Source organism: Mesorhizobium sp. M0938 (assembly GCF_040319125.1).
Classification (GTDB): Bacteria; Pseudomonadota; Alphaproteobacteria; order Rhizobiales; family Rhizobiaceae; genus Mesorhizobium; species Mesorhizobium robiniae.
Map to the genome: position 1 here is coordinate 419,645 of NZ_JAMYNS010000005.1, position 19,498 is coordinate 439,142.

Genomic DNA, 19,498 nt, shown 5'->3' on the forward strand with positions numbered 1-19,498 from the left:
AGCGTCTAAAACAAAGGCAACACTTTACCTTCACTGCCCCCCGCGCAGTCTGACCACAACACTGCGCACCACAAGCACCAGCACCGTGATGATGATCAGGATCACCGAGAGTGCTGCGATCGCCGGGTCGATGTTGTCGCGCAGGCCCATCCACATCAGCCTGGGCAACGTTATGGCGTTGACCGAGGTGATGAACAGGGTGACGCCGATCTCTTCCCAGGACAGCACGAAGGACAAAAGGGCGGCGGTGACGATGCCGAATTTGATGTTGGGCATGATGATGCGGGTGGCGCGTTCCCACACCGTGGCGCCGAGGCCGCGCGCGGCAAGGTCGATGCGTCGGTCGAGCTGGCTGAGCGAGACCAGGATCAGCACCGTGGCAAAGGGCACCGTCATCACCGCATGCGCCATGGCGACGCCGAGCCAGGTGTCGTAGCCGAAGACCGAGCTGGCGCCGGAGATCGAGGTCAGCAGGAAGTAGAGCGTGATTGCCGAGACCACCGGCGGCACCACCATCGGCAACAGCACGAAGCCGACCAGTGCGGCGGTGAAGCGCGGCTGGAACATCCAGACGCCGAGGCTGAAGCAAAGCGCCAGCACGGTCGAGAACGCGCTGCTGACGACGCCGATCCGGATCGAGAGCAGGATCGACTGGATCCAGCGCGGATCCTCGATCAGCGCCCGATAGTGGCGCAGCGACAATTCGCCTGATGGCATCGCCAGCATGCGGGTCGGCGTCAGCGACACCGGGATGACCGCGAGCAGCGGCAACAGCAGGAACAGCGCAACCAGGGCGGCGAGGATCAGCGACACGGGGCCGGGGCGGTAGGTCGGCATCAGATCATCTGCTTCGGTCTGATATAGCGGAACAGCAGCGCCATCAGCGCGCCGACGAACAGCACCAGCACCACGCTGATCGCCGCACCCAGGCCCCAGTCCGGGCTCTGGAAGATGCGGAGGTAAATCAGCTCGGCGATCATCACGCTGCGGCCACCGCCGAGGATCGCCGGCGTCACGAAGAAGCCGAGCGAAAACACGAAGACGATGAGCGCCGAGCCGATGATGCCGGAGCGGGTCATCGGCACGAAGACGGACCAGAAGGTGCGCATGCGGCTGGAGCCGAGGCCGCGCGCCGCCAGCAGCACACGGTCGTCGAGGCTGCGCATCGAAGACGCCAGCGGAAACACCGCGAAAGGAATGAGGAAATGCGTCATGCCGACGATGACGCCGAACTCGTTGCGCACAAGCGTCAGCGGTTCCGAGATGAAGCCGATCGCCTGCAGCCAGGTGTTGAACAGGCCGCGATTGGAAAGCAGTGCCACCCAGCCGAAGGCGCGCGTCAGCACCGAAATCCAGAACGGCACCAGGATGCAGAACTCGGCGACCACGCGTTGCGCTGGCGTGCCGCGCACCCACACCACGGTGATGGCATAGGCGGCGGCAACCGAGATAACCGTGACGATTGCAGCGATGCGCAGCGTGCGGATGAACACCGACTGAACCAGCGGGTCGCTTAGCAGCGTGCCATACTGCCCGAGCCCCGGCTCGGGCAGGGTGAAGCTCCATCTGACGACGCCCAGGAATGGCCAGGCATAGGCCAGCACGAGGAACAGGAGCAGCGGCGCCATCAACAGCGCCGCGCCCATCCTGTCGGAGAGATATGCTTTCATCTCAGCCCCGGTTATCCCGGTCGATCAGGCGGAGATGATCTTCGTGTATTCGTCGAGCGCGGCCCCGTAGTTCTTGGCGTACCACTCCATGTCGAGCGCGATCTGCTTCTTCATGTTTTCGGGGTCGACCGGGTTGATGCGCTTCTTGTCGGCGGGAATCAGCGCGTCGGCCGCCGGATTGGCTGGGCCCTGGCCGAGCTTGTCGAACATGATCAGCTGCTTTTCCGGGTCCTGAGCGCTGGCGATAAACTTCATCGCCGCTTCCTTGCCGCCGGGATTGCCCTTCAGCACGGCAAGCGCGCCGGGCGAGATCAGGCCCTGGTCCCAGATGAACTTGATCTTGCCGCCGGAATCCTGCTCGATCAGCGAGGCGCGGGTCGACCAGACGATCGCCATCGAGGCCTCGCCGTCGAGCAGCACGCTCTGGCTTTCGGCGCCGCCGCCCCAATAGGCGACGACATTCTCCTTGAAGGCAGCGATCTTGTCATGCGCGCGCTTGAGGTCGAGCGGGTAGAGCGAGGCCGGCGCGATGCCGTCGGCAAGCAGTGCCGCTTCCCAGCTCGATACGCCCCATTTGTAGAGCGAGCGCTTGCCGGGGAATTTCGCCACATCGAAGAAATCGGCCATGCCGGTCGGTGCCTGGCTGCCAAACTTTTCGGCGTCGTAGGCGATGACATAGGAGAAGAAATAGGTCGAGGCGGCGTGTTCCCAGCCGAAGCCCTCGCGCATCTTCTTCTTGTCGACGATCGAATAATCGATCGGCTCGAGCATGCCTTGCGCGCCCAGCGTGATGGCCGAAAACGGGTCGACGTCGACCAGGTCCCAGGTCGGCGCGCCGCTCTTGAACTGCGCGGCGATCGCGCCCTCGGTCGGGCCGGAGCCATCCATCTTGACGGTGATGCCGGTCTCCTTGGTAAAGGCCTGGCCATAGGCCGCATCATAGGCGGTGATGGCGTCGCCGCCCCAGTTGACCAGCACCAGTTGCTTGGCTTGCGCGAAGGCATCGGTCGAGCGCAGCAGCATCGGTGTGCCGGCCAGCACGAGTGCTGCCAGCTGCGTGAACTGCCGGCGCGAGATCTCACCGCGCACGGCCCTGGCGGACAACGTCTCGATGGAGTGTTTCTTGGTTTTGTTCGTCATGTCAGTTCCCCTTTTCTTGTCGTTGATATTTCCCGAAAGTTGGCCTGGCGAATTTCAGCTTCGCCATGCCGATCGTCATTGTCCTCCGTCCGGAAGGAGGAAACCTTTTTCCGCCGGCCATGTCAGCCACACGGAATTGCCCTTGCAGAGTGCTGAGGCGGCGACTTCGTTCGGCACGGAGACGGTCACCTTGGCGCCTTGGCGCGTGGTCAGATCGAGCCGCGTCGCAGCACCAAGATAGGTCGAGGCGACCGCAGTGGCGGCGATGCCGTTCTCGCCCGCTGCCGCTTCGGGAGCGATCGACATGTACTCTGGCCGGATCGCCAGGATGGCATTACTGCCGACCGCGTTGGCATCGCCGCGCAGGCTGATGGTGCGGTCTTCGCACAGGCCGGTGGCGCCATTGTCGGCGTTGCGCACGCCCTTCAGCGGCAGCATGTTGATCTCGCCGAGGAACTCAGCAACGAAGCGGTTGGCCGGCCGGTCGTAAACCTCGTCAGGCCTGCCTACCTGCAGCAATTTGCCATGGTTGAAGATGGCGACGCGCGACGACAGCGCCAGCGCCTCGCTCTGGTCGTGGGTGACGAAGACGAAGGTGGTGCCGGTCTCCTGGTGCAGCCGCTTCATCTCGGCCTGCATCTGGCCGCGCAGACCCTTATCGAGCGCCGAGAACGGCTCGTCCAGCAAAAGCACGCCCGGCTCGAACACCAGCGCGCGTGCCAGCGCCACGCGCTGCTGCTGACCGCCGGAAAGCTGCGACGGCAGTTTCTTCTCGTGGCCCTTCAGCCCGACGCGCTCGATCATCTCGCCGACGCGGCGCTTGATCTCGGCCGACGATTTCTTGCGCACCTTGAGCGGGAAGGCGATGTTGGCTTCGACCGACATATGCGGGAACAGCGCATAGCCCTGGAACACCATGCCGGCGGCGCGCTGCTCGGCCGGCCGCTCGGTGATATCGACGCCGTCGCTGTAAAGGCGGCCGTCGGTGGGCTGCACGAAACCGGCAAGGATCATCAGGAAAGTGGTCTTGCCTGAACCCGACGGTCCGAGCAGGGTCAGGAACTCGCCGCGGCCGATATCGAGCGTCAGATCGTCCAGCGCACGGAATGAGCCGAAGCTCTTGCCGATCCCGATTGCCTTGATCTCTGCGGCCCGGCCGGGTTGCTGCATCCTGCCTTTGTCCTCACGCTGAGGTAAATCGTAGGGCAGGGCGGCGGCTCACCGCAACCGAATAGTTTTCGCCTGACCGGCAAATTTGATTCATCTATGGGGATGGCGCTGCTGATCTCCCCCCTCGAGGGGGAGATGTCGCCGAAGGCGACAGAGGGGGTCGCTGCGCGTGGAGTGCGACTTCCTCTTTCTTTGAGGAAAGCCAGACTTGGCCTAGCCTAATCGGACCGACCCCCTCTGGCCGCTTCGCGGCCATCTCCGCCCCTCGAGGGGGGAGATTAGCGCTGGTTCTCCGACAGTTTCGACCTCAGCCACCTGCTGAACGCCTCAAGCACCGGATGGTTTGCTTTGGCATGCTCGGAGACGAGGAAATAGGAGCGTGGCGAAGGGATCGCGATGTCGAAGGGGCGGACCAGCCGGCCTTCGCTCAGCGCCCGGCGGCTGGTCAATTCGTCGCCCATGGCGATGCCCTGACCGGCGATCGCCGCCGAGAAAACCAGGTTCATGTCGGAAAAGAAGATGCCGCCCTCGGTGTCGGGGTTCTCGACCTTGGACAGCGCCAGCCATCGCGCCCAGTCCTCGGTGTCGCCGAGATGCAGGAGATTGGCGCGCAGCACGTCGGCGGGCTTAGAAAAGCCGCCGATCTTGTTGAGCAGCGTCGGGCTGCACAGCGGCGTGAACGAGATCTCGCACAACAGCTCGACGGCGCGGTTCGGCCAGTTGCCGACGCCGAAGGCGATGAAGGCGTCGGCCTCGGCATTGCTGACATCGTCCAGCCGCCGCGGCGTCAGGATGCGCAGCGCGACGTCGGGGTACATCTGCCGGAATTCGCCAATGTGAGTGCACAGGAACAGCGAGGCGAACCCCGGCGTGCAGCTGACGCTGAACGAGCCGCCGACGCCGGTGCCGGCATGGCGCGTTACCGCGTCGCCCAGCACCGTCAACGCCTTGCGCACGTCGCTGGCGTAGCGCTGGCCGCGCGGGGTGAGCGCCACGCCCTTGCCGATGCGCTCGAGCAGATCGAAGCCGAGATCGCGTTCGAGCAAGCGAAGCTGGTGGCTAACCGCGCTACGGGTCAGGTGCAGTTCGTCGGCGGCGCGCCAGACGCTGCCGTGGCGGGCAAAACTGTCGAGGGCGCGCAGCGCCTGCGTCGAGGGAATTCTCAAGAGGTGAACCGAATTTGCATGAGCCGGAAAAACATATCACTTTTTGGCGAGGCGCTTCACTGCTTTCTTTGATCGATGGAGGAACCGGTGACGAACTCGGCCCAAGCGACCGCGCTTGCTTGTCTGGACGACATCCAGCCGTCGCTGTCGGCGTGGACGAGGACCATCTTCGACTTCGGCGAGACCGCCTGGCGCGAATACCAGTCGGCCGCGTGGTATGTCGAGCGGCTGAAATATGAAGGTTTTTCCGTCGAGGAAGGCTCTGGCGGCATGCCCACAGCCTTCTGCGCGCACTGGACCAACGGCGCCGGGCCGACAATCGGCATGTATGCCGAGTATGACGCGGTGCCCGGCAATTGCCAGGATGCGGCGACCGTCAAGCGAGCGCGTCCTGGCCTCGGCGAACAGGCCGGCGGCCACACCGATCCGCATTCCGGGCTCGGCATTGCCAGCCTGGGCGGGCTTTTGGCGGCGAAGGCGGCGATGCAGCGCCACGGCATATCGGGCACGCTGCGCTTCACCGGCGAGCCGGCGGAGAAGGTGCGGGGCTCGAAGCCGATCCATGCGGCGAAGGGCTATTACGATGGCCTCGCCGGCATGATCTCCTTCCATCCGTTCTACATGCTGCCGCTCTGCAACACGGCGCGCTGGGACACGCATTGCGGCGCGGCCTATGCGATAATCTACCGTTTCGTCTGCGACGAGCCCGAGAATTGGGTTCGCGCAAGCGATGGCGCGCCGATCCCGCAGGCGCATTCGGCGGTCAGGGCGCCAGGCGCCAACGACGCGCTCATGATGATGTACATGGCGTCCAAGGCCCTTCGCGATTCCATGCTGCCGCATCAGGGCGGCTGGTCGATCAGCGAGGCGATCCTGACGGCAGGGCAGGCGACCGCCGACAATCTGCCGGCCGGGCTGGCGGAGATCCAATACATGATCCGCGCGCCGACGCTTGCTATGGCCGAGCAGGTGACCGCCGTGCTCGACCGCAATGCGGAAGCCGCCGCGAAAATGAGCGGCTGCCGATATGAACGGCACTGGGTGTCGAAGTCGCGGCCGGGGCTCGCCAACCACGCGATGGCAAGTACCGCCTATGAAGCGCTGTCGACAGTCGGGCCGCCGCGTTGGGACGAGGCAGCCAAGGCAATCGCCCGCGAAATCCAGGTCAATGCCGATGGCACGGCGAGCGAGGAGCCGTTCATCGCCGAGATGGAGCAGCTAATTGCGCCGCAGGATGCAGAGGCGATCCTGCGCCGCGACCTGCCGCCATCGCAAATCAACTCGACCTCAGACGATTATACCGACATGTCGTGGCATGCGCCGACGGCGCGGTTCTATGTCGCCCGCCCGGCGCTGCGTTCTGGAAGTGGCCACGCCTATCCGTCCTGGGTGATGAACGCGCTGGGCGGCATTTCTACGACGATCGATCCGATGGTCACCTGTGCCGCGAAGACGATCGCGCTGGCAGCACTTCGCCTGCTGGAAGACAAGTCCGCCCGCGATGCGGCGATGGACGAATTCATCAGCCGCACCGGCGGCGGCATCGGCGGCTCGAACTGGATCGCGCCGCTCTGCGACTACGACCCGCCGATCCATTTCCGCTGGCCGGAATATGTCACCACCCCGCGCGGACGGGACTGGTGGATACCAAGCAACCCGCAACCCGCGTGATCACCCAAGCCAGGAGAATCCCATGACCGTTCATGACCGCATCGTCGCAGAACCGTTTTCGTTGCAGCGCCGCAACCCGGCCGGCGGCACCAAGCCGCTGACCACCTGGGGCTTTGCCAACGAAACCGACGTCCTGACCGACGTGCTGCTCGGCTCGCCCAATTTCCTGCGCCACCTCTCGACCAGCTCGCTGTCGCGCAAGCATCTGCGCGAGGCGCCGTGCAACGTCCAGATCGCGCAGGCGCAGCACAAGGACCTGGTTGCCGCCTACGAGCATTTCGGCGTCAACATCCACTGGCACGAGCCAACGCCGGAACTGCCGATGCAGGTCTACTCCCGCGATTCCAGCGTGATGACGCCGTACGGCGTCATCATCACCGCGATGGCCAATTGGTGGCGGCGCGGCGAGAACTACGCGGCGATCCGCACTTATGAAAAGCTCGGCATCCCGATCTACGACATGGTCACCGCGGGCACTTTCGAGGGCGGCGATTTCAACGTCATCGAGGACGGTGTGGTGCTGATCGGCTGCGGCGGCGCCCGCACTCAAGAAGAAGGCGCCCGCCAGGTCCAGGCCTGGTTCGATAAGGAAGGCTGGGAGACCCGCATCGCCTTCATCGACGAATATTACGTCCATATCGACTTGATGGTGGTGCCGATTGCCGAAAAACTGACGGCCGTCTGCCTCGCCTGCACGGAGCCGGGCATCGTCGACTGGCTGAAGGGCAAGGGCCACGAGATCATCGACGTGCCGTTCCAGGACACGATGGCGCTCGGCTGCAACTTCATGTCGCTGGGTAAGGACAGGGTGATCGCGCCGACGTCCAGCCAGACGCTGATCGGCCAGCTCAAGGCACGCGGCTTCGAGGTTGCGGCGGTCGACATGAGCGAGATCTCGAAGACCGGCGGCGGCATTCATTGCATGGCGCAAGCGCTGAAGCGCGAGCCGGCGTGAGGGGGCAGGTGCGAAGCCGGACCTGACAGCGGCGCCTTATTCCAGCGTCTTGCGCAAGAAAATGCGGGCGTGACGGTCGTCGCCGAACTCAACCCGGCCAATTTCGTCGTAGCCGTGCCGGAGGTAGAAATCCGGAGCCTGGAAGCTGCTTGTCTCGACGACGGCGCGCTTGCAGCCGCGGCTTCTCGCTTCCTCCTCTACCGCCGCGAGAAGCCGTGCACCTTGCGATTTCCCGCGCACGTGCTCCGGCAGGAAAAACATGTCGAGAAACAACAGCCCAAGCTCGGTCCGGCCCCAAAGGCCGCCCAACACCTCTCCCGAAGAGCTGCAAAGCTCTGCACCGATCGGCATTCTGTCGTCGATCCCGGTCTTTTCGATATTGTAGCGGTAGAGAGAAGCGGCGGCCCGTTCCTTTGCCTTGAGGTCCGGTACCCGGAGGTCCGTTGTATGCGTCAGCCGGACGGTCCATCCCGCGCTGTCGTTTCGGTTTCGCATGGCGCTCCTCCATTGCCGCAACATAGGGCAGGAATGGTCAACGCAAATGCCGGCTCGATCAGCGCCAGCCACCTCCGTGAAAGCGCCACTTGTCAGCAACGTCGATTCCGCATGGCTGGCGGCACGCGCCTACAGCACGATCAGCTTTCCCTTGCGCAGACGCCGGGCGCAACGATAGGCGAGGTCGGCGGCGACCATATCTTCCATCGCAATGCCCATCGCCTTGTAGGTGGTGATCTGCCGATCCGAAACGCGACCCGGCGCGCGGTCGAGCAGCATGGCGCCAAGCTCGGTGCCGAAATCCGGGTCGAAACCGGCAAGCTCGCAACAACCGACCGGGGTCGGTTTGAACGCATCCTTGGTCTCGACAAAAAGACTGGATTTGCCGATGAGCTCGATCGGCATTTCACCGCCGGGAGGCGCCACTCCGACCGACGAGACGTGTGTGCCCGGCTGGACCCAGTCTGCCTTGATCACCGGCTTGTAGGAATGCGTCGCCAGGCACACCACGTCGGAACTGCGCACTGCCGCTTCGAGGTCGGCGACCGCCACCACCGACGGATGCAGTCGGGCAAGCGCTGCCGCATCGTCGAAGCTCTTTGAAGCGACACGGATTTCGGCAAAGTCGCGCACCAGCGGCAAGAGATGAAGGTGCTGGTTGGCCTGCACGCCGGCACCGACCACGGTCGCTATCCTGGCGTCCCGGCGGGCAAGCGCGCGCACCGACAGCACGGCGGAGCCGGAGGTTCGTACCGCGGTTATGAAGGTGCCGTCCATAATACAGACCGGCAGGCCGGACAGCGGATCGAACAGGCTGATCGTGGCGAGGTGGCTGGGCAGGTTCTTGGCCAAATTGCCTTCGAAGACATTGACGATCTTAACGGTCAGGTTCATGCCCTCCATCCACGCTGGCATGGCGAGGCTGTAGCCGGCGGCGGGGATGTCGAGTTGCGGTCGGGGTGGATTGACGACCTTGCCTTGTGACAGCGCCTTGAAGCCGTCTTCCAAAACATCGAGAAGCTGACTGAGGTCGATGCATTCCCTCACGTCGGTTTCGCTCAGCACCAGGATCTCGGTCGCTCCCTTGCTGATTTCCGCCGCACTCCTGCCGGCTGGGCTGAACGCTTCCTTGGTCATCCTGCACCCCCTTTAGTTCGTCGAAATCGGCTCGCACGTTTGCTTTAAGCGGATGAGAGAAGCGCAAGTTATTGGGAGATTTTATGTGATGAAATACCTTGATTCCGGCGTCTCTGCGTGAAATCAACGCAAAAGTCCCAGAGGTAGCGTGGATTGTGAAATGAGCGACCTCGACCAGATAGACCGCAGCCTGCTCCGGTTGCTGCAGGAAGACGGACGTCGGACGACGCTTGATCTTGCTGGGTGTGTCGGGCTGTCGCCAACCGGAACCAGCCAGCGGGTGAAGCGCCTGTTCCGCGACGGGTTCATCACCGCGGTCAGGGCCGTGCTCGATCCGCGCAAGGTCGGCCGGGGAACGCTGGTGTTCATCGAGGTCCGGCTTGACCACACGGCGCCGCACGTCTTCGACCGCTTCGCCGAAGCCGTGGCGAAAGCCCCGGAGGTTCTGGAGTGCCATATGGTGGTTGGTGGTTTCGACTATCTGGTCAAGGCGCGGATTTCCGATATGGCGGTGTTCCAGGACTTCCTGCAGCGGGTTATCCTGCCACTGCCCGGCGTGCGCGAAACGCACACTTTCGCCTCCATCGCCGATGTCAAGCCGAACGCTCTCTTGCCGGTGTGAGCAGATGCCTAGCGCCAGCCCCCCGAGGCGGTAATGCGTTCTCCGGTCAGCCAGGACGCGTCGTCGGAGGCGAGGAACACCGCGATGCGGGCGATGTCGTCGGGCTGGCCGAAGCGGCCCAGCGGGGTCATGGCGATGATTTGCTTTTCGAACTCGCTGCCGACGATCCCGATCCACCGCAGGCCTTCGGTGTCGACGCCGCCGGGCGCGATGGCGTTGACGCGGATGTTGCGGGCGCCGAGCTCTCTCGACATGGAGAGCGTGATCGAATCCACCGCGCCCTTGGTGGCGGCGTAGACCAGCGAGTTCGGCTGCGGGTTGAGGCTGGCGACCGAGCTGATGTTGATGACGCTGCCGCCTCCGGCGCCGAAATGGTTCACTGCTTCCCGGATGGCCAGAATGGTGCCCAGCACATTGGTGTTGAATTCACGGTGGAACTCGGCCTCGGTCACCGCTTCCAGTGGCTCGAATGCGAAGACGCCGGCGTTGTTGACCAGGATGTCCACCGCGCCGAACGAGGATTTGGCGGCCTCGAACAGGCGGCGCACGTCGGCCGATTGCGACACGTCACCGTGGACGGCAATGGCTCGGCCGCCTGCGTCCTTGATCGCGGCGACGACGCGGTCCGCACCTTCCCGCGACGAAGCATAGTTGACGACCACGGCGGCACCGGCCGCCGCAAGGCCCTTGGCGATGCCGGCGCCGATACCCTTGGAGGCGCCGGTGACGATGGCCACCTTGCCGTTCAGCTTGCTCATCAAATCTCTCCTTCGTTGACGATGAGCGGTATTTAATAGTGATCAGATAGCGTATTAAGGTCGCCTCGATCGGTTCTTTCGTGCCTGGAATTCTTGAATGACCACCATCCTTGAAAAGACCGCCGGTCTCGTCGCCTTCGTTCGCACGGTCGATGCCGGCTCGTTCCACGCGGCCAGCCGGCTGGTCGGCTCCAGCCCTTCGGCGGTGTCGAAGAGTGTAGCGCGGCTCGAGCGGCGGCTGGGCGTCAGGCTGGTCCAGCGCTCGACGCGCCGCTTGGCACTGACCAGCGAAGGCCTCGCCTATTACGAGCGGGTCGCGCCTTTGCTGAGAGCGCTCGATGATGCCGAGGACATCGTCCAGATGGCCGATATGGCACGCGGCCTGCTGCGCGTCACGGCATCCGTGGAACTCGGGCGCGGCCTGATCGCCGCATGGGCGCAAGCGTTCCTGGCTCAGCACAGCGAGGTGAAGCTCGAGCTCAGCATCACCGACCGCCATGCCGACCTGATTCGCGAAGGCTACGACGTCGCGGTGCGGATGGGGACGCTGTCGGACACCGGGCTCATCGCGCGCAAGATCGCCAATCTGCCGATCGTGCTGGTGGCGTCGCCGACCTATGTCGAACGGCGCGGCCGGCCGGCCTCGATCGAGGATTTGCAGAGCCACGACTTCGTCCGTTACCAGATGGCCGGCCGGCCTTATCCCGTCACATTTGCCGACGGCGCTGTGATCGTGCCGAACGGTCGGCTCGATACGGACGACGGCGGCGCAATCCGGCAGGCGGCGCTTGCCGGAGCCGGCATCGCGCATCTGATGCAGTTTGCCGTGCAGGACGATCTCGACGCCGGCCGTCTGGTCCGCATTCTGCCCAAGGTGGCGATGCCGACAATGCCGGTGCACATCGTCCATGCGTATGGGCGACAGCTACCGGTCCGCGCCCGGCTGTTCGTCGACTTCCTGGCGGGCCAAATGGCGGCGCTGACGCGATAGGCAAAGTGGGATGGCGTCCACAGTCGATCCGATGCCATCGCAAGCAAGATTCTGCCGTCGTCACCCGTGATCAGAACGTAATCTCCACCGAAGTGGCGCTGCGGTTGGCGGACCCGTGAAAGACGGCCTCGATGTTGTTGCCGTCGGGATCGAGCAGGAAGGCGGCATAGTAGCCGGGATGGTAGTGCTGCCGCTCGCCCGGTGCGCCATTGTCCGTGCCGCCGCCATCGAGGCCGGCCTTGTAGAAGGCGTCGACCATCGCGCGGTCCTTTGCCTGGAAGGCAAGGTGGTGGCGTCCGGTCAGCTTTCCCTGGGCGGCTCGGCTGTCGATGCTGGAAACGAACAGTTCGTCGGCCCAGAAATAATCCTCGGCGCTGCCACCGATTGGAATATCGAGCACCTTGAAAACCGCCTCGTAGAAGCGGCGGCTGGCCTTGAGATCCCTGACCACCAACTGGACGTGGTCGATGAGACGGCCCCGATGAAGTTCCATGCCTGATAACTCCTGATTGCCAGGTTGGAAATCTAGCTCAGGACGGTGCACGGTCAATGCAATGGAGCAATCGAGTGGCGCGATTTCATGACTGGATAAAAAATGCAACCGGATTGTAGGATTCGAAATGTCGTCGTCGTCCTTCGGACGCAAGCGGTGTGACGAAGCTCGAAGAAGTCGCGCCGTGTCCAAACGATCTCGGGAGAAAAATATGAGCATTTCCTATCGTTGGGTCATCGTCGCGGCTGGCGCCCTGATGACCTGTGTCGCCCTCGGGGCGATGTTCTCGCTGGCGATCTTCCTCGAACCGATGGCGCTCGACACAGATTGGTCGCGCGCCGGCATATCGAGCGCGATGACGCTGAACTTCCTGGTGATGGGCCTCGGCGGCTTCGCCTGGGGCGCCATTTACGATCGCTATGGCGCTCGCATAGTTGTGATGACAGGTGCGTTGCTGCTCGGGCTGGCGCTGGTGCTGGCCAGCCGCACCGGCTCGCTGCTTGTCTTCCAGATCACCTATGGCGTGCTCGTCGGCCTCGCGGCAAGCGCCTTCTTCGCGCCGATGATCGCGCTGACCGCCGCTTGGTTCGACACCAATCGCAGCTTGGCCGTTTCCCTGGTCTCGGCGGGCATGGGCGTGGCGCCGATGACGATCTCGCCCTTTGCGCAATGGCTGATCACGGCCTATGACTGGCGCACCGCCATGTTCGTCATCGGCGTCGCGGCATGGGCGCTGCTGGTGCCGGCCGCATTGCTGGTGCGCCAGCCGCCCAAGCCCGCCGCCGACGGGGCCGCCGCCGATGTTGCCGCCAACGATACCGGCATGTCGGTTCCACAGGCGCTGCGCTCGCCGCAATTCATTGTTCTGGCCCTGACCTTCTTTGCCTGCTGCGCGGCGCATTCCGGACCGATTTTTCACATGGTCAGCTATGCCATGCTGTGCGGCATAGCGCCGATGGCGGCGGTCAGCATCTATAGCATCGAGGGCCTGGCCGGCTTAGGCGGCAGGCTTCTATATGGCGTGCTTGCCGACAGGCTGGGGGTCAAGCCGGTTCTGATTACCGGTCTGGCGATACAGGCCGTCGTGATCGCAGCCTATCTTGCCGTCAGCGAGCTTGGTCAATTCTACACGCTCGCGATCATCTTCGGCGCCACCTATGGCGGCGTGATGCCGCTCTATGCGGTGCTGGCGCGCGAATATTTCGGCCAGCGCATCCTCGGCACGGTGTTTGGTGCGGTGACCATGCTGTCCAGCATCGGCATGGCCTTCGGCCCGCTCGCCGGCGGCATGGTATTCGATGCCTATGCCAGCTATTCCTGGCTGTTCATCGGCTCGGCCCTTGTCGGGCTCGGCGCGGTGGCGGTGGCGATCGCCTTCCCGCGGCTGCCGCGCAGGGAGTTGCAACCGGCTTAGGCTTGGCGGAGCGAGGACGCAGGGGTCGAAAGTTGACATCGGCTATGTCAGCTTTTGACGCCAACCATGGGGCCCCGTCGGCAACGATGGAAGCTTTGTGCTCTGTTAGTCAGGTCGGTGAGAACCGTGTTCTCATCTCCGATTAGCGATCGATCATGTTGCATTGCAGCGCGCTCGCACCAGGATAAGTTTCGAGATTCGGACAAAACTGCCGAAATAGGCAAATTCAGGCAGTTTTCGCGCGTTTCGCAGATCACCACCTCACGCGACTATTTCAACCACGTTAACATTTTGTGTTGCGGCGCAGCATTTTTTTCCTATCGTCGCCCCGGGCATTAGGCATTCGATTGCGTGAAGAACTGGCGTGAGGGTCCCAAATATGCAGCTGGCAAAGCGAATCTTGGTGACTGGGGGCGCAGGTTTTCTGGGATCGTTCTTATGCGAGCGGTTGCTTGCTGAAGGCCACGAGGTCGTATGCGTCGACAATTTCTTCACAGGAAGTCGGAAAAACGTCTCGCATTTGCTCGACCACAGATCCTTTGAGATCATTCGCCACGACGTGACATTTCCGCTCTACATAGAGGTTGACGAAATATACAACCTTGCTTGCCCGGCAAGCCCCGTTCACTACCAGTTCGATCCAGTTCAGACGACAAAGACCAACGTTCATGGGGCGATCAACATGCTAGGGCTCGCCAAGCGGGTCCGCGCAAAGATCCTTCAGGCGTCCACGTCTGAAGTCTACGGCGATCCCGAGGTTCACCCGCAGACCGAGAACTATTGGGGCAGGGTAAACCCGGTGGGGCCCCGTTCCTGTTACGACGAAGGCAAGCGGTGTGCCGAAACCCTGTTTTTCGACTATTGGCGGCAGCACAGGCTGCGGATCAAGGTGGCGCGCATCTTCAACACTTACGGTCCGAGGATGCGTCCGGACGACGGCCGCGTCATCTCCAACTTCATCGTGCAGGCACTGCAAAACAAGCCGATAACTGTGTACGGCACCGGCGAGCAGACACGCTCGTTTTGCTACGTCGACGATCTCATCGACGGTCTGGTTCGCCTGATGCACACGGCCGACGATGTTACCGGCCCAATCAATCTCGGCAACCCGGTCGAATTCACGATGCTCGAACTCGCCAATCTCACGATCGAGCTTACCGGAAGCCGATCCAAGATAGTGTTTTTACCTTTGCCAATCGATGACCCAAGGCAGCGACAGCCTGATATCGGGTGTGCCTTGCGCGAGCTCAATTGGAAGCCAAGAATCGCGTTGCGCGACGGTCTCGCCAAGACCATTGCCTATTTCGATGACTTGGTCTCATCGGGATATGCTCGCTCCGCTGCAGCCGAATGAAAACAGTCTTGGTCACTGGCGGGGCGGGCTATATCGGCTCACACTGTTGCAAGGCATTCGCCGAATCCGGTTGGTCCGTCATTGGGTATGACAACCTCTCGCGCGGCTGGCGCGACGCGGTCAAGTGGGGACCGCTTGTCGAAGGTGATGTTTGCGACGGCGCAGCGGTGGCAGCGGCGCTGCACCAGTATCGGCCTGATGTGGTGGCGCATTTCGCCGCTTACGCCTATGTCGGCGAGTCCGTCGAGCGCCCGGAACTCTACTACCGAAATAACAGTTTTGGGACGCTGGTCTTGCTCGAGGAGATGCTGAAGGCCGGCGTCGACAAGCTGATCTTTTCGAGCACCTGCGCGTCTTATGGCGTTCCGGTTCGTTCTCCGATTGACGAAACGCATCCGCAGTCGCCCATCAATCCCTATGGGTGGTCGAAATTCATCATAGAACGAATGGTGGACAATCTTTCCGATGCCCATGGCCTCAACGCGGTTGTGCTCCGGTATTTCAACGCGGCCGGATGTGATCCCGACGGCGAGGTCGGTGAGCGGCATGAACCGGAAACGCATGTCATTCCGCTCGCTATCGAGGCGGCGCTCAGGTCGGGACGGGTTTTTACCATCAATGGCACCGACTTCGACACAAGGGACGGAACCGCGGTGCGGGACTATGTCCACGTCACCGATCTCGCCCGTGCTCACGTTCTGGCAGGGGAGAAGCTTCTCCGCGATCCGGGAGTCCACGTCTACAATCTCGGCACCGGAACAGGAACGACGGTGAACGAGTTGGTCGAGGCGGTGAGCCGGGCTTCGGGAACGCGCCTCCCTGTGGCCTACGGTCCGCGCAGGGCAGGTGACCCGCCTGCGCTTGTGGCCGCGGCTGGCAAGGCGGCCCGGGAACTCGGCTGGACGCCTGAGCAGTCCGGAATCGACCGGATCGTCGAAACGGCGCTGGCCTGGTATCGCCGCCGGTTGTGAGGACGTCCCATTCTGCAGGCCAGCCTACCGCCCACGGCCAACTGAAGAAGCGGCCAACTGAAGAAACCGCAGGAGGTTACCGCCCCTTACTCTGAACGTCAGTGGCAGATACAATTTCTTGCTGGTGCTGTTGATATTGAGGAATAATGAGGGAGGCGGGCCCCTGGCTCCTCACTCTGCCGTTCTCGATCCAAATGACATTTGCGGCATCACGCGCCGTTTCGATGCGGTGCGTGATCAGCAAAATTGTCCGGTTGCCAAGCTGGCGATCAATTGCACGCCGCACCTGGTCCTCAAGCGCGGTATCGAGCGCGTTCATCGCCTCATCCAGGATCAGGAAGTCCGGATCGCGCAAAACAGCTCGTGCGAGGCCGATGCGCTGCCGCTGGCCCCCCGAAAAACGCAGCCCCTCCTGCCCAATCCAGGTGTCATAGCGGTCGGGGAGGCCCTCGACGAATGCAGCGACGCCGGCACTGCGGGCGGCGGCAAAGATCTCGTCTTCGGTCGCATCGGCTTTGGCCATTCGGATGTTGTTTGTTACCGTGCCCTCGACGAGGTCTACGTCCTGACCCGTTACGGCGATCTTGGACAGCCAATCGTCCCGCTTGATGTCTTCCAGCCGGGTACCGTCAATCTTGATGTCGCCGGAAGTCGGCTCGTATAGCCGCAGGAGGAGATTCACGATCGTAGTCTTGCCTGCGCCACTTGCGCCGATCAGCGCCGTGGTTACTCCGGCTGGAATCTCGAACGACAGGTCATTGAGCACAAGCGTATCTGGATCATATCCAAAGCTTACGTGCTCAAAGACGATGCTCGCGTCAAGATTCCTGAGCGCGATACTACCCTGCGATGGATAGTCCTTGTCCTCGGACTGGATCATCTCCAAGACTGAGCGCAGTTGCGGCTGCATCTGCGCCAGAAACAGCAGGTTGCTTTCGAACTCCTGCGTATGCGGCTGTAACCGATACAGCAGTGCGACAGCGGCCAGCGTCACCTCGAAGCTGATGTGCCACCACCCGGAAACCAGGACGATAGAGCCCAACATTCCCAGATAGCCGATCTCGGTGGTCGGGCCGATCCATGACGAAAGGCGGATAAGGGACAACGAGGCGTTGCGTGCGGCCGCCGACGATTGCACGAAACGGCGCTGATGAAGCGTCTCCTGTCCATAGGCGCGAATAGTGCGCAATGCCTGGAGCGTCATGAGCATGTGCTCGCCTAGCGATTGATGGATCTTCTTCACCTGACGCCCCAGGTCACGGGCGGGCCGCGAAAAAATGCGCAAGATTGCCGAAATTGCGATTGAGCCGACAGCCGCGATCAGCAAGATCTTCCACGAGATCGTGAGCAGGAAGACGGCGAACACGAAGATCGAGCAGCTATTTATGATAAGTCGCGTGACCGCCCCGTAGGCTTGCGCAACCAGCCACGATTCGGTCCCGAGCACTTCCATGAGCTGCGATTGCTCGTGCCGTTGGACGAATCCGAAGGCGACTCTGAGATATTGCGCGTGGACGAGGTTGCGCGTGCGCTCGCTGATCCGCTCGCCGATGCTGGAGCTTATCAAGGAGTATACCAGCGCCAGTGCTCCACGCGCGAGAATGAGCAGGAGGATCGCCACCGCGAGCCGGGTAGGACTACCCAACCAGGCAACTGCCACGCCCAGCGCTCGACCCTGAAAGCCATCTCCTGTGTCGGTGATCCGGTTGGAGACCAGATAAAGAAACAGCAGGATCAGCGTGATGCCTAGGGTTTCGGCCACGGACGACAGAAAGCCGAGCGCGAGCAATGCCGGCGTCGCCCAGCGCGGCTTGCCAACGATGCGCAGCAGGTGAGACAGATCGCGCAACGAAGCACGGACTGCACCGCGCCGTATGACGTCACTGGCTTGGCTCATTTCAGCTCCCCCGCGGGAAAGCGCGCCGTCACCTGCGGGGGGATCGGCCGGCGACCACGCACCAGCCTCGTCACGGCGCGTTTGGCCCACTGCGCGCCGACCCGCGGCAAATCGACGGCGATTATCCGCATGGCGATCGCGGGACGATGGCGAAGCAGCAGCGACATGATCGGAAGGACATAGCGTGGTTGCCTCTGGTGCAACGCCCGCTCAATGAGCCATGCCGAATAGAAATGCAGGCCCTTACGCAACGTCGGTGCCGCACCCGGGTGGCGGCCGAGCATCTCGTCCACCACAAGCATCCAGGATCGCAGCATGCGAGTCATATCGCTCGACATATTTCCCGGCAAATAGCGATACCCGATCAGCGGCTCCTCGACGACTTCGAAGTGGTACCTTTCGGCGACGCGACAATAAAAGAGGATATCTTCGCAACCCTGCGCGCCCGCCTCGCGCAGCCGACTCTCGAACCCATCTGCGTCGATCAATGCCTGCCGGCGTACCAGCGCGGCGCTGCCGTTGCCGACGAAATTACCGTGAAAGAGGCGCTCAAGCACATCGCCCCGCCAGTTTGGCCGGTGCTGACGATCAGTTATCATGCTCTGTGCATCGATCACCAAATACCAGCAGTAGACGAGCCCCACTTTCTCGTCTGTCCTATCGAGCACAGCCAGCTGACGCTCGATCTTGGTCGGCGCCCAGAGATCGTCGGCATCCACGAATGCGATCAGGTCGGATCGCGCCGCTCGCCAACCCGTATTGCGGGCGGCGGCCACACCGGCGTTTGCCTGCTCGATCAGCCGCACCCGCGGGTCGATCTCCGCGTGACATCGGGCGATCGCGGCAGTCTCGTCGCGTGAGCCATCGTCAACAACAATAATCTCGAGCGCAGGATAGGACTGTGAGCGCACGCTGCGGAGCGTCTCGTCGATTGTATCTTGCGCATTGTGAGCGGGAATAATGACACTGACAAGTTCACCGTTCATTCGAGAACAGCCTCGACAGTGGCGACAAAGTCATCGAGCGAGCGGTCCCCGCGAATCTCGATGCGCGGAAGGTCGATGGGATCGCAATCGAGGTCCGCCGGCCCGTGTTTGCCGCCGAAGCCGATTCGATAGCCGCACTCCTTGGCCAGCCGGCCAAGTCGTCGGTCGGTGACAGAGAAGGGTGCCGCGAACGCCGTGGTTGGCTGACCGGTCCACCGTTCGATGAACATGCGAGAGCGAAGGAGCTCGGCGGCCAAGTCAGAGCTCGACAGACCATCGATCGCGCGATGCGTCGCCAGATGGCTTCCGAAGAACGCGCCTTCGGCGGCGAGGCGTCGCACCGTCCCGGCGTCCATAAGCGGCGTCGGCGGACCGCTGTCGGCGTCCCACCGTGCACTTTCACCCACCAGATCCGTCACCAGGAACACTTCCGCGGTCAGATCGTTCGCGCGCAAGGTCGGCCAGGCATGGTCGGCAAAGTTCTGGAAACCGTCGTCGAAGCTGATGAGCACCGGGCGGCCAACGAAAGGATGACGGTTGGCGATGAACCATTCCAGTTGCTCGGACATGATCGCGTGAAAGCCATTGGCGCGCAGCCATGCCATCTG

The 19,498-nt window shown here is 62.7% G+C and carries 19 protein-coding genes; 7 read left to right on the top strand and 12 right to left on the bottom strand.

Annotated features, from left to right (window positions below):
* Window positions 1-30 precede the first annotated feature (30 nt).
* The 5 genes from NKH73_RS11920 to NKH73_RS11940 form a co-directional block, all read right to left on the bottom strand.
* Window positions 31-837, bottom strand: coding sequence for an ABC transporter permease (locus tag NKH73_RS11920; RefSeq protein WP_352931478.1), 807 nt, complete (start codon window positions 835-837; stop codon window positions 31-33).
* The gene (locus NKH73_RS11925; RefSeq protein WP_352931479.1) at window positions 837-1,670 is read right to left on the bottom strand and encodes an ABC transporter permease; all 834 of its coding nucleotides are present in this window, start codon (window positions 1,668-1,670) and stop codon (window positions 837-839) included. The genes NKH73_RS11920 and NKH73_RS11925 overlap by 1 nt, the downstream gene beginning before the upstream one ends.
* Before the next feature lie 24 nt (window positions 1,671-1,694).
* Window positions 1,695-2,810, bottom strand: a complete 1,116-nt coding sequence (locus tag NKH73_RS11930; RefSeq protein ID WP_352931481.1) for an ABC transporter substrate-binding protein — start codon at window positions 2,808-2,810, stop codon at window positions 1,695-1,697.
* 75 nt (window positions 2,811-2,885) lie between these two features.
* Complete coding sequence (locus NKH73_RS11935; RefSeq protein ID WP_352931483.1) at window positions 2,886-3,980, bottom strand: ABC transporter ATP-binding protein; 1,095 nt, start codon at window positions 3,978-3,980, stop codon at window positions 2,886-2,888.
* Between the two features lie 278 nt (window positions 3,981-4,258).
* Window positions 4,259-5,146, bottom strand: coding sequence for a LysR substrate-binding domain-containing protein (locus NKH73_RS11940; protein ID WP_352931485.1), 888 nt, complete (start codon window positions 5,144-5,146; stop codon window positions 4,259-4,261).
* A gap of 75 nt (window positions 5,147-5,221) precedes the next feature.
* Here NKH73_RS11940 and NKH73_RS11945 point away from each other — a divergent pair, with 75 nt between their 5' ends.
* The gene (locus NKH73_RS11945) at window positions 5,222-6,817 is read left to right on the top strand and encodes a zinc-binding metallopeptidase family protein (RefSeq protein ID WP_352931487.1); all 1,596 of its coding nucleotides are present in this window, start codon (window positions 5,222-5,224) and stop codon (window positions 6,815-6,817) included.
* 22 nt (window positions 6,818-6,839) lie between these two features.
* Entirely contained in the window at window positions 6,840-7,772 is a 933-nt protein-coding gene (locus NKH73_RS11950) for a dimethylarginine dimethylaminohydrolase family protein (protein ID WP_065006680.1), read from the top strand.
* 36 nt (window positions 7,773-7,808) lie between these two features.
* On the opposite strand, the gene NKH73_RS11955 is transcribed toward NKH73_RS11950, so the two are convergent.
* A complete protein-coding gene (locus tag NKH73_RS11955; RefSeq protein WP_352931489.1) occupies window positions 7,809-8,267 on the bottom strand; it encodes a GNAT family N-acetyltransferase in 459 nt (152 codons plus the stop codon).
* A 129-nt stretch (window positions 8,268-8,396) separates the two neighbouring features.
* Window positions 8,397-9,404 (bottom strand): ornithine cyclodeaminase family protein, encoded by a 1,008-nt coding sequence (locus NKH73_RS11960; RefSeq protein WP_352931491.1) that lies wholly within the window; start codon window positions 9,402-9,404, stop codon window positions 8,397-8,399.
* A 160-nt stretch (window positions 9,405-9,564) separates the two neighbouring features.
* Here NKH73_RS11960 and NKH73_RS11965 point away from each other — a divergent pair, with 160 nt between their 5' ends.
* Entirely contained in the window at window positions 9,565-10,026 is a 462-nt protein-coding gene (locus tag NKH73_RS11965; RefSeq protein WP_352931493.1) for an Lrp/AsnC family transcriptional regulator, read from the top strand.
* 8 nt (window positions 10,027-10,034) lie between these two features.
* On the opposite strand, the gene NKH73_RS11970 is transcribed toward NKH73_RS11965, so the two are convergent.
* Window positions 10,035-10,784 (bottom strand): SDR family NAD(P)-dependent oxidoreductase, encoded by a 750-nt coding sequence (locus NKH73_RS11970; protein ID WP_352931495.1) that lies wholly within the window; start codon window positions 10,782-10,784, stop codon window positions 10,035-10,037.
* Window positions 10,785-10,881: 97 nt separating this feature from the next.
* On the opposite strand from NKH73_RS11970, the gene NKH73_RS11975 reads away from it, so the two are divergent.
* Entirely contained in the window at window positions 10,882-11,775 is an 894-nt protein-coding gene (locus NKH73_RS11975) for a LysR family transcriptional regulator (RefSeq protein ID WP_352931497.1), read from the top strand.
* A 70-nt stretch (window positions 11,776-11,845) separates the two neighbouring features.
* Here NKH73_RS11975 and NKH73_RS11980 read toward each other — a convergent pair whose 3' ends face one another.
* Window positions 11,846-12,268: a VOC family protein gene (locus tag NKH73_RS11980; protein WP_352931499.1), complete on the bottom strand. Its 423-nt coding sequence runs from the start codon at window positions 12,266-12,268 to the stop codon at window positions 11,846-11,848.
* 211 nt (window positions 12,269-12,479) lie between these two features.
* Between NKH73_RS11980 and NKH73_RS11985 the strand changes: the two genes are divergently transcribed.
* The 3 genes from NKH73_RS11985 (at window position 12,480) to galE (ending at window position 16,007) form a co-directional block, all read left to right on the top strand.
* A complete protein-coding gene (locus NKH73_RS11985) occupies window positions 12,480-13,682 on the top strand; it encodes an MFS transporter (RefSeq protein WP_352931501.1) in 1,203 nt (400 codons plus the stop codon).
* 379 nt (window positions 13,683-14,061) lie between these two features.
* Window positions 14,062-15,036 (top strand): UDP-glucuronic acid decarboxylase family protein, encoded by a 975-nt coding sequence (locus NKH73_RS11990; RefSeq protein ID WP_352931503.1) that lies wholly within the window; start codon window positions 14,062-14,064, stop codon window positions 15,034-15,036.
* On the top strand, window positions 15,033-16,007 hold the full coding sequence (gene galE / locus NKH73_RS11995; protein WP_352931505.1) for a UDP-glucose 4-epimerase GalE: 975 nt from the start codon (window positions 15,033-15,035) through the stop codon (window positions 16,005-16,007). Before NKH73_RS11990 ends, galE begins: the two co-directional genes overlap by 4 nt.
* 76 nt (window positions 16,008-16,083) lie before the next feature.
* On the opposite strand, the gene NKH73_RS12000 is transcribed toward galE, so the two are convergent.
* From NKH73_RS12000 to NKH73_RS12010, 3 genes are all read right to left on the bottom strand, one after another.
* Complete coding sequence (locus NKH73_RS12000) at window positions 16,084-17,904, bottom strand: ABC transporter ATP-binding protein (protein WP_352931507.1); 1,821 nt, start codon at window positions 17,902-17,904, stop codon at window positions 16,084-16,086.
* Window positions 17,901-18,890 carry a glycosyltransferase family 2 protein gene (locus tag NKH73_RS12005; RefSeq protein ID WP_352931509.1) on the bottom strand — a complete coding sequence of 330 codons (990 nt, stop codon included), beginning with the start codon at window positions 18,888-18,890 and terminating at the stop codon, window positions 17,901-17,903. Before NKH73_RS12005 ends, NKH73_RS12000 begins: the two co-directional genes overlap by 4 nt.
* The coding region (locus NKH73_RS12010; protein ID WP_352931511.1) for a polysaccharide deacetylase family protein at window positions 18,887-19,498 on the bottom strand (612 nt) is incomplete at its 5' end. The genes NKH73_RS12005 and NKH73_RS12010, both read right to left, overlap by 4 nt.

Coding starts and splice junctions, on each gene's coding strand:
- NKH73_RS11920 (WP_352931478.1), bottom strand. CDS start 837: ATGCCGACCTACCGCCCCGGCCCCGTGTCGCTGATCCTCGCCGCCCTG.
- NKH73_RS11925 (WP_352931479.1), bottom strand. CDS start 1,670: ATGAAAGCATATCTCTCCGACAGGATGGGCGCGGCGCTGTTGATGGCG.
- NKH73_RS11930 (WP_352931481.1), bottom strand. CDS start 2,810: ATGACGAACAAAACCAAGAAACACTCCATCGAGACGTTGTCCGCCAGG.
- NKH73_RS11935 (WP_352931483.1), bottom strand. CDS start 3,980: ATGCAGCAACCCGGCCGGGCCGCAGAGATCAAGGCAATCGGGATCGGC.
- NKH73_RS11945 (WP_352931487.1), top strand. CDS start 5,222: ATGGAGGAACCGGTGACGAACTCGGCCCAAGCGACCGCGCTTGCTTGT.
- NKH73_RS11950 (WP_065006680.1), top strand. CDS start 6,840: ATGACCGTTCATGACCGCATCGTCGCAGAACCGTTTTCGTTGCAGCGC.
- NKH73_RS11955 (WP_352931489.1), bottom strand. CDS start 8,267: ATGCGAAACCGAAACGACAGCGCGGGATGGACCGTCCGGCTGACGCAT.
- NKH73_RS11960 (WP_352931491.1), bottom strand. CDS start 9,404: ATGACCAAGGAAGCGTTCAGCCCAGCCGGCAGGAGTGCGGCGGAAATC.
- NKH73_RS11965 (WP_352931493.1), top strand. CDS start 9,565: ATGAGCGACCTCGACCAGATAGACCGCAGCCTGCTCCGGTTGCTGCAG.
- NKH73_RS11970 (WP_352931495.1), bottom strand. CDS start 10,784: ATGAGCAAGCTGAACGGCAAGGTGGCCATCGTCACCGGCGCCTCCAAG.
- NKH73_RS11975 (WP_352931497.1), top strand. CDS start 10,882: ATGACCACCATCCTTGAAAAGACCGCCGGTCTCGTCGCCTTCGTTCGC.
- NKH73_RS11980 (WP_352931499.1), bottom strand. CDS start 12,268: ATGGAACTTCATCGGGGCCGTCTCATCGACCACGTCCAGTTGGTGGTC.
- NKH73_RS11985 (WP_352931501.1), top strand. CDS start 12,480: ATGAGCATTTCCTATCGTTGGGTCATCGTCGCGGCTGGCGCCCTGATG.
- NKH73_RS11990 (WP_352931503.1), top strand. CDS start 14,062: ATGCAGCTGGCAAAGCGAATCTTGGTGACTGGGGGCGCAGGTTTTCTG.
- galE (WP_352931505.1), top strand. CDS start 15,033: ATGAAAACAGTCTTGGTCACTGGCGGGGCGGGCTATATCGGCTCACAC.
- NKH73_RS12000 (WP_352931507.1), bottom strand. CDS start 17,904: ATGAGCCAAGCCAGTGACGTCATACGGCGCGGTGCAGTCCGTGCTTCG.
- NKH73_RS12005 (WP_352931509.1), bottom strand. CDS start 18,890: ATGAACGGTGAACTTGTCAGTGTCATTATTCCCGCTCACAATGCGCAA.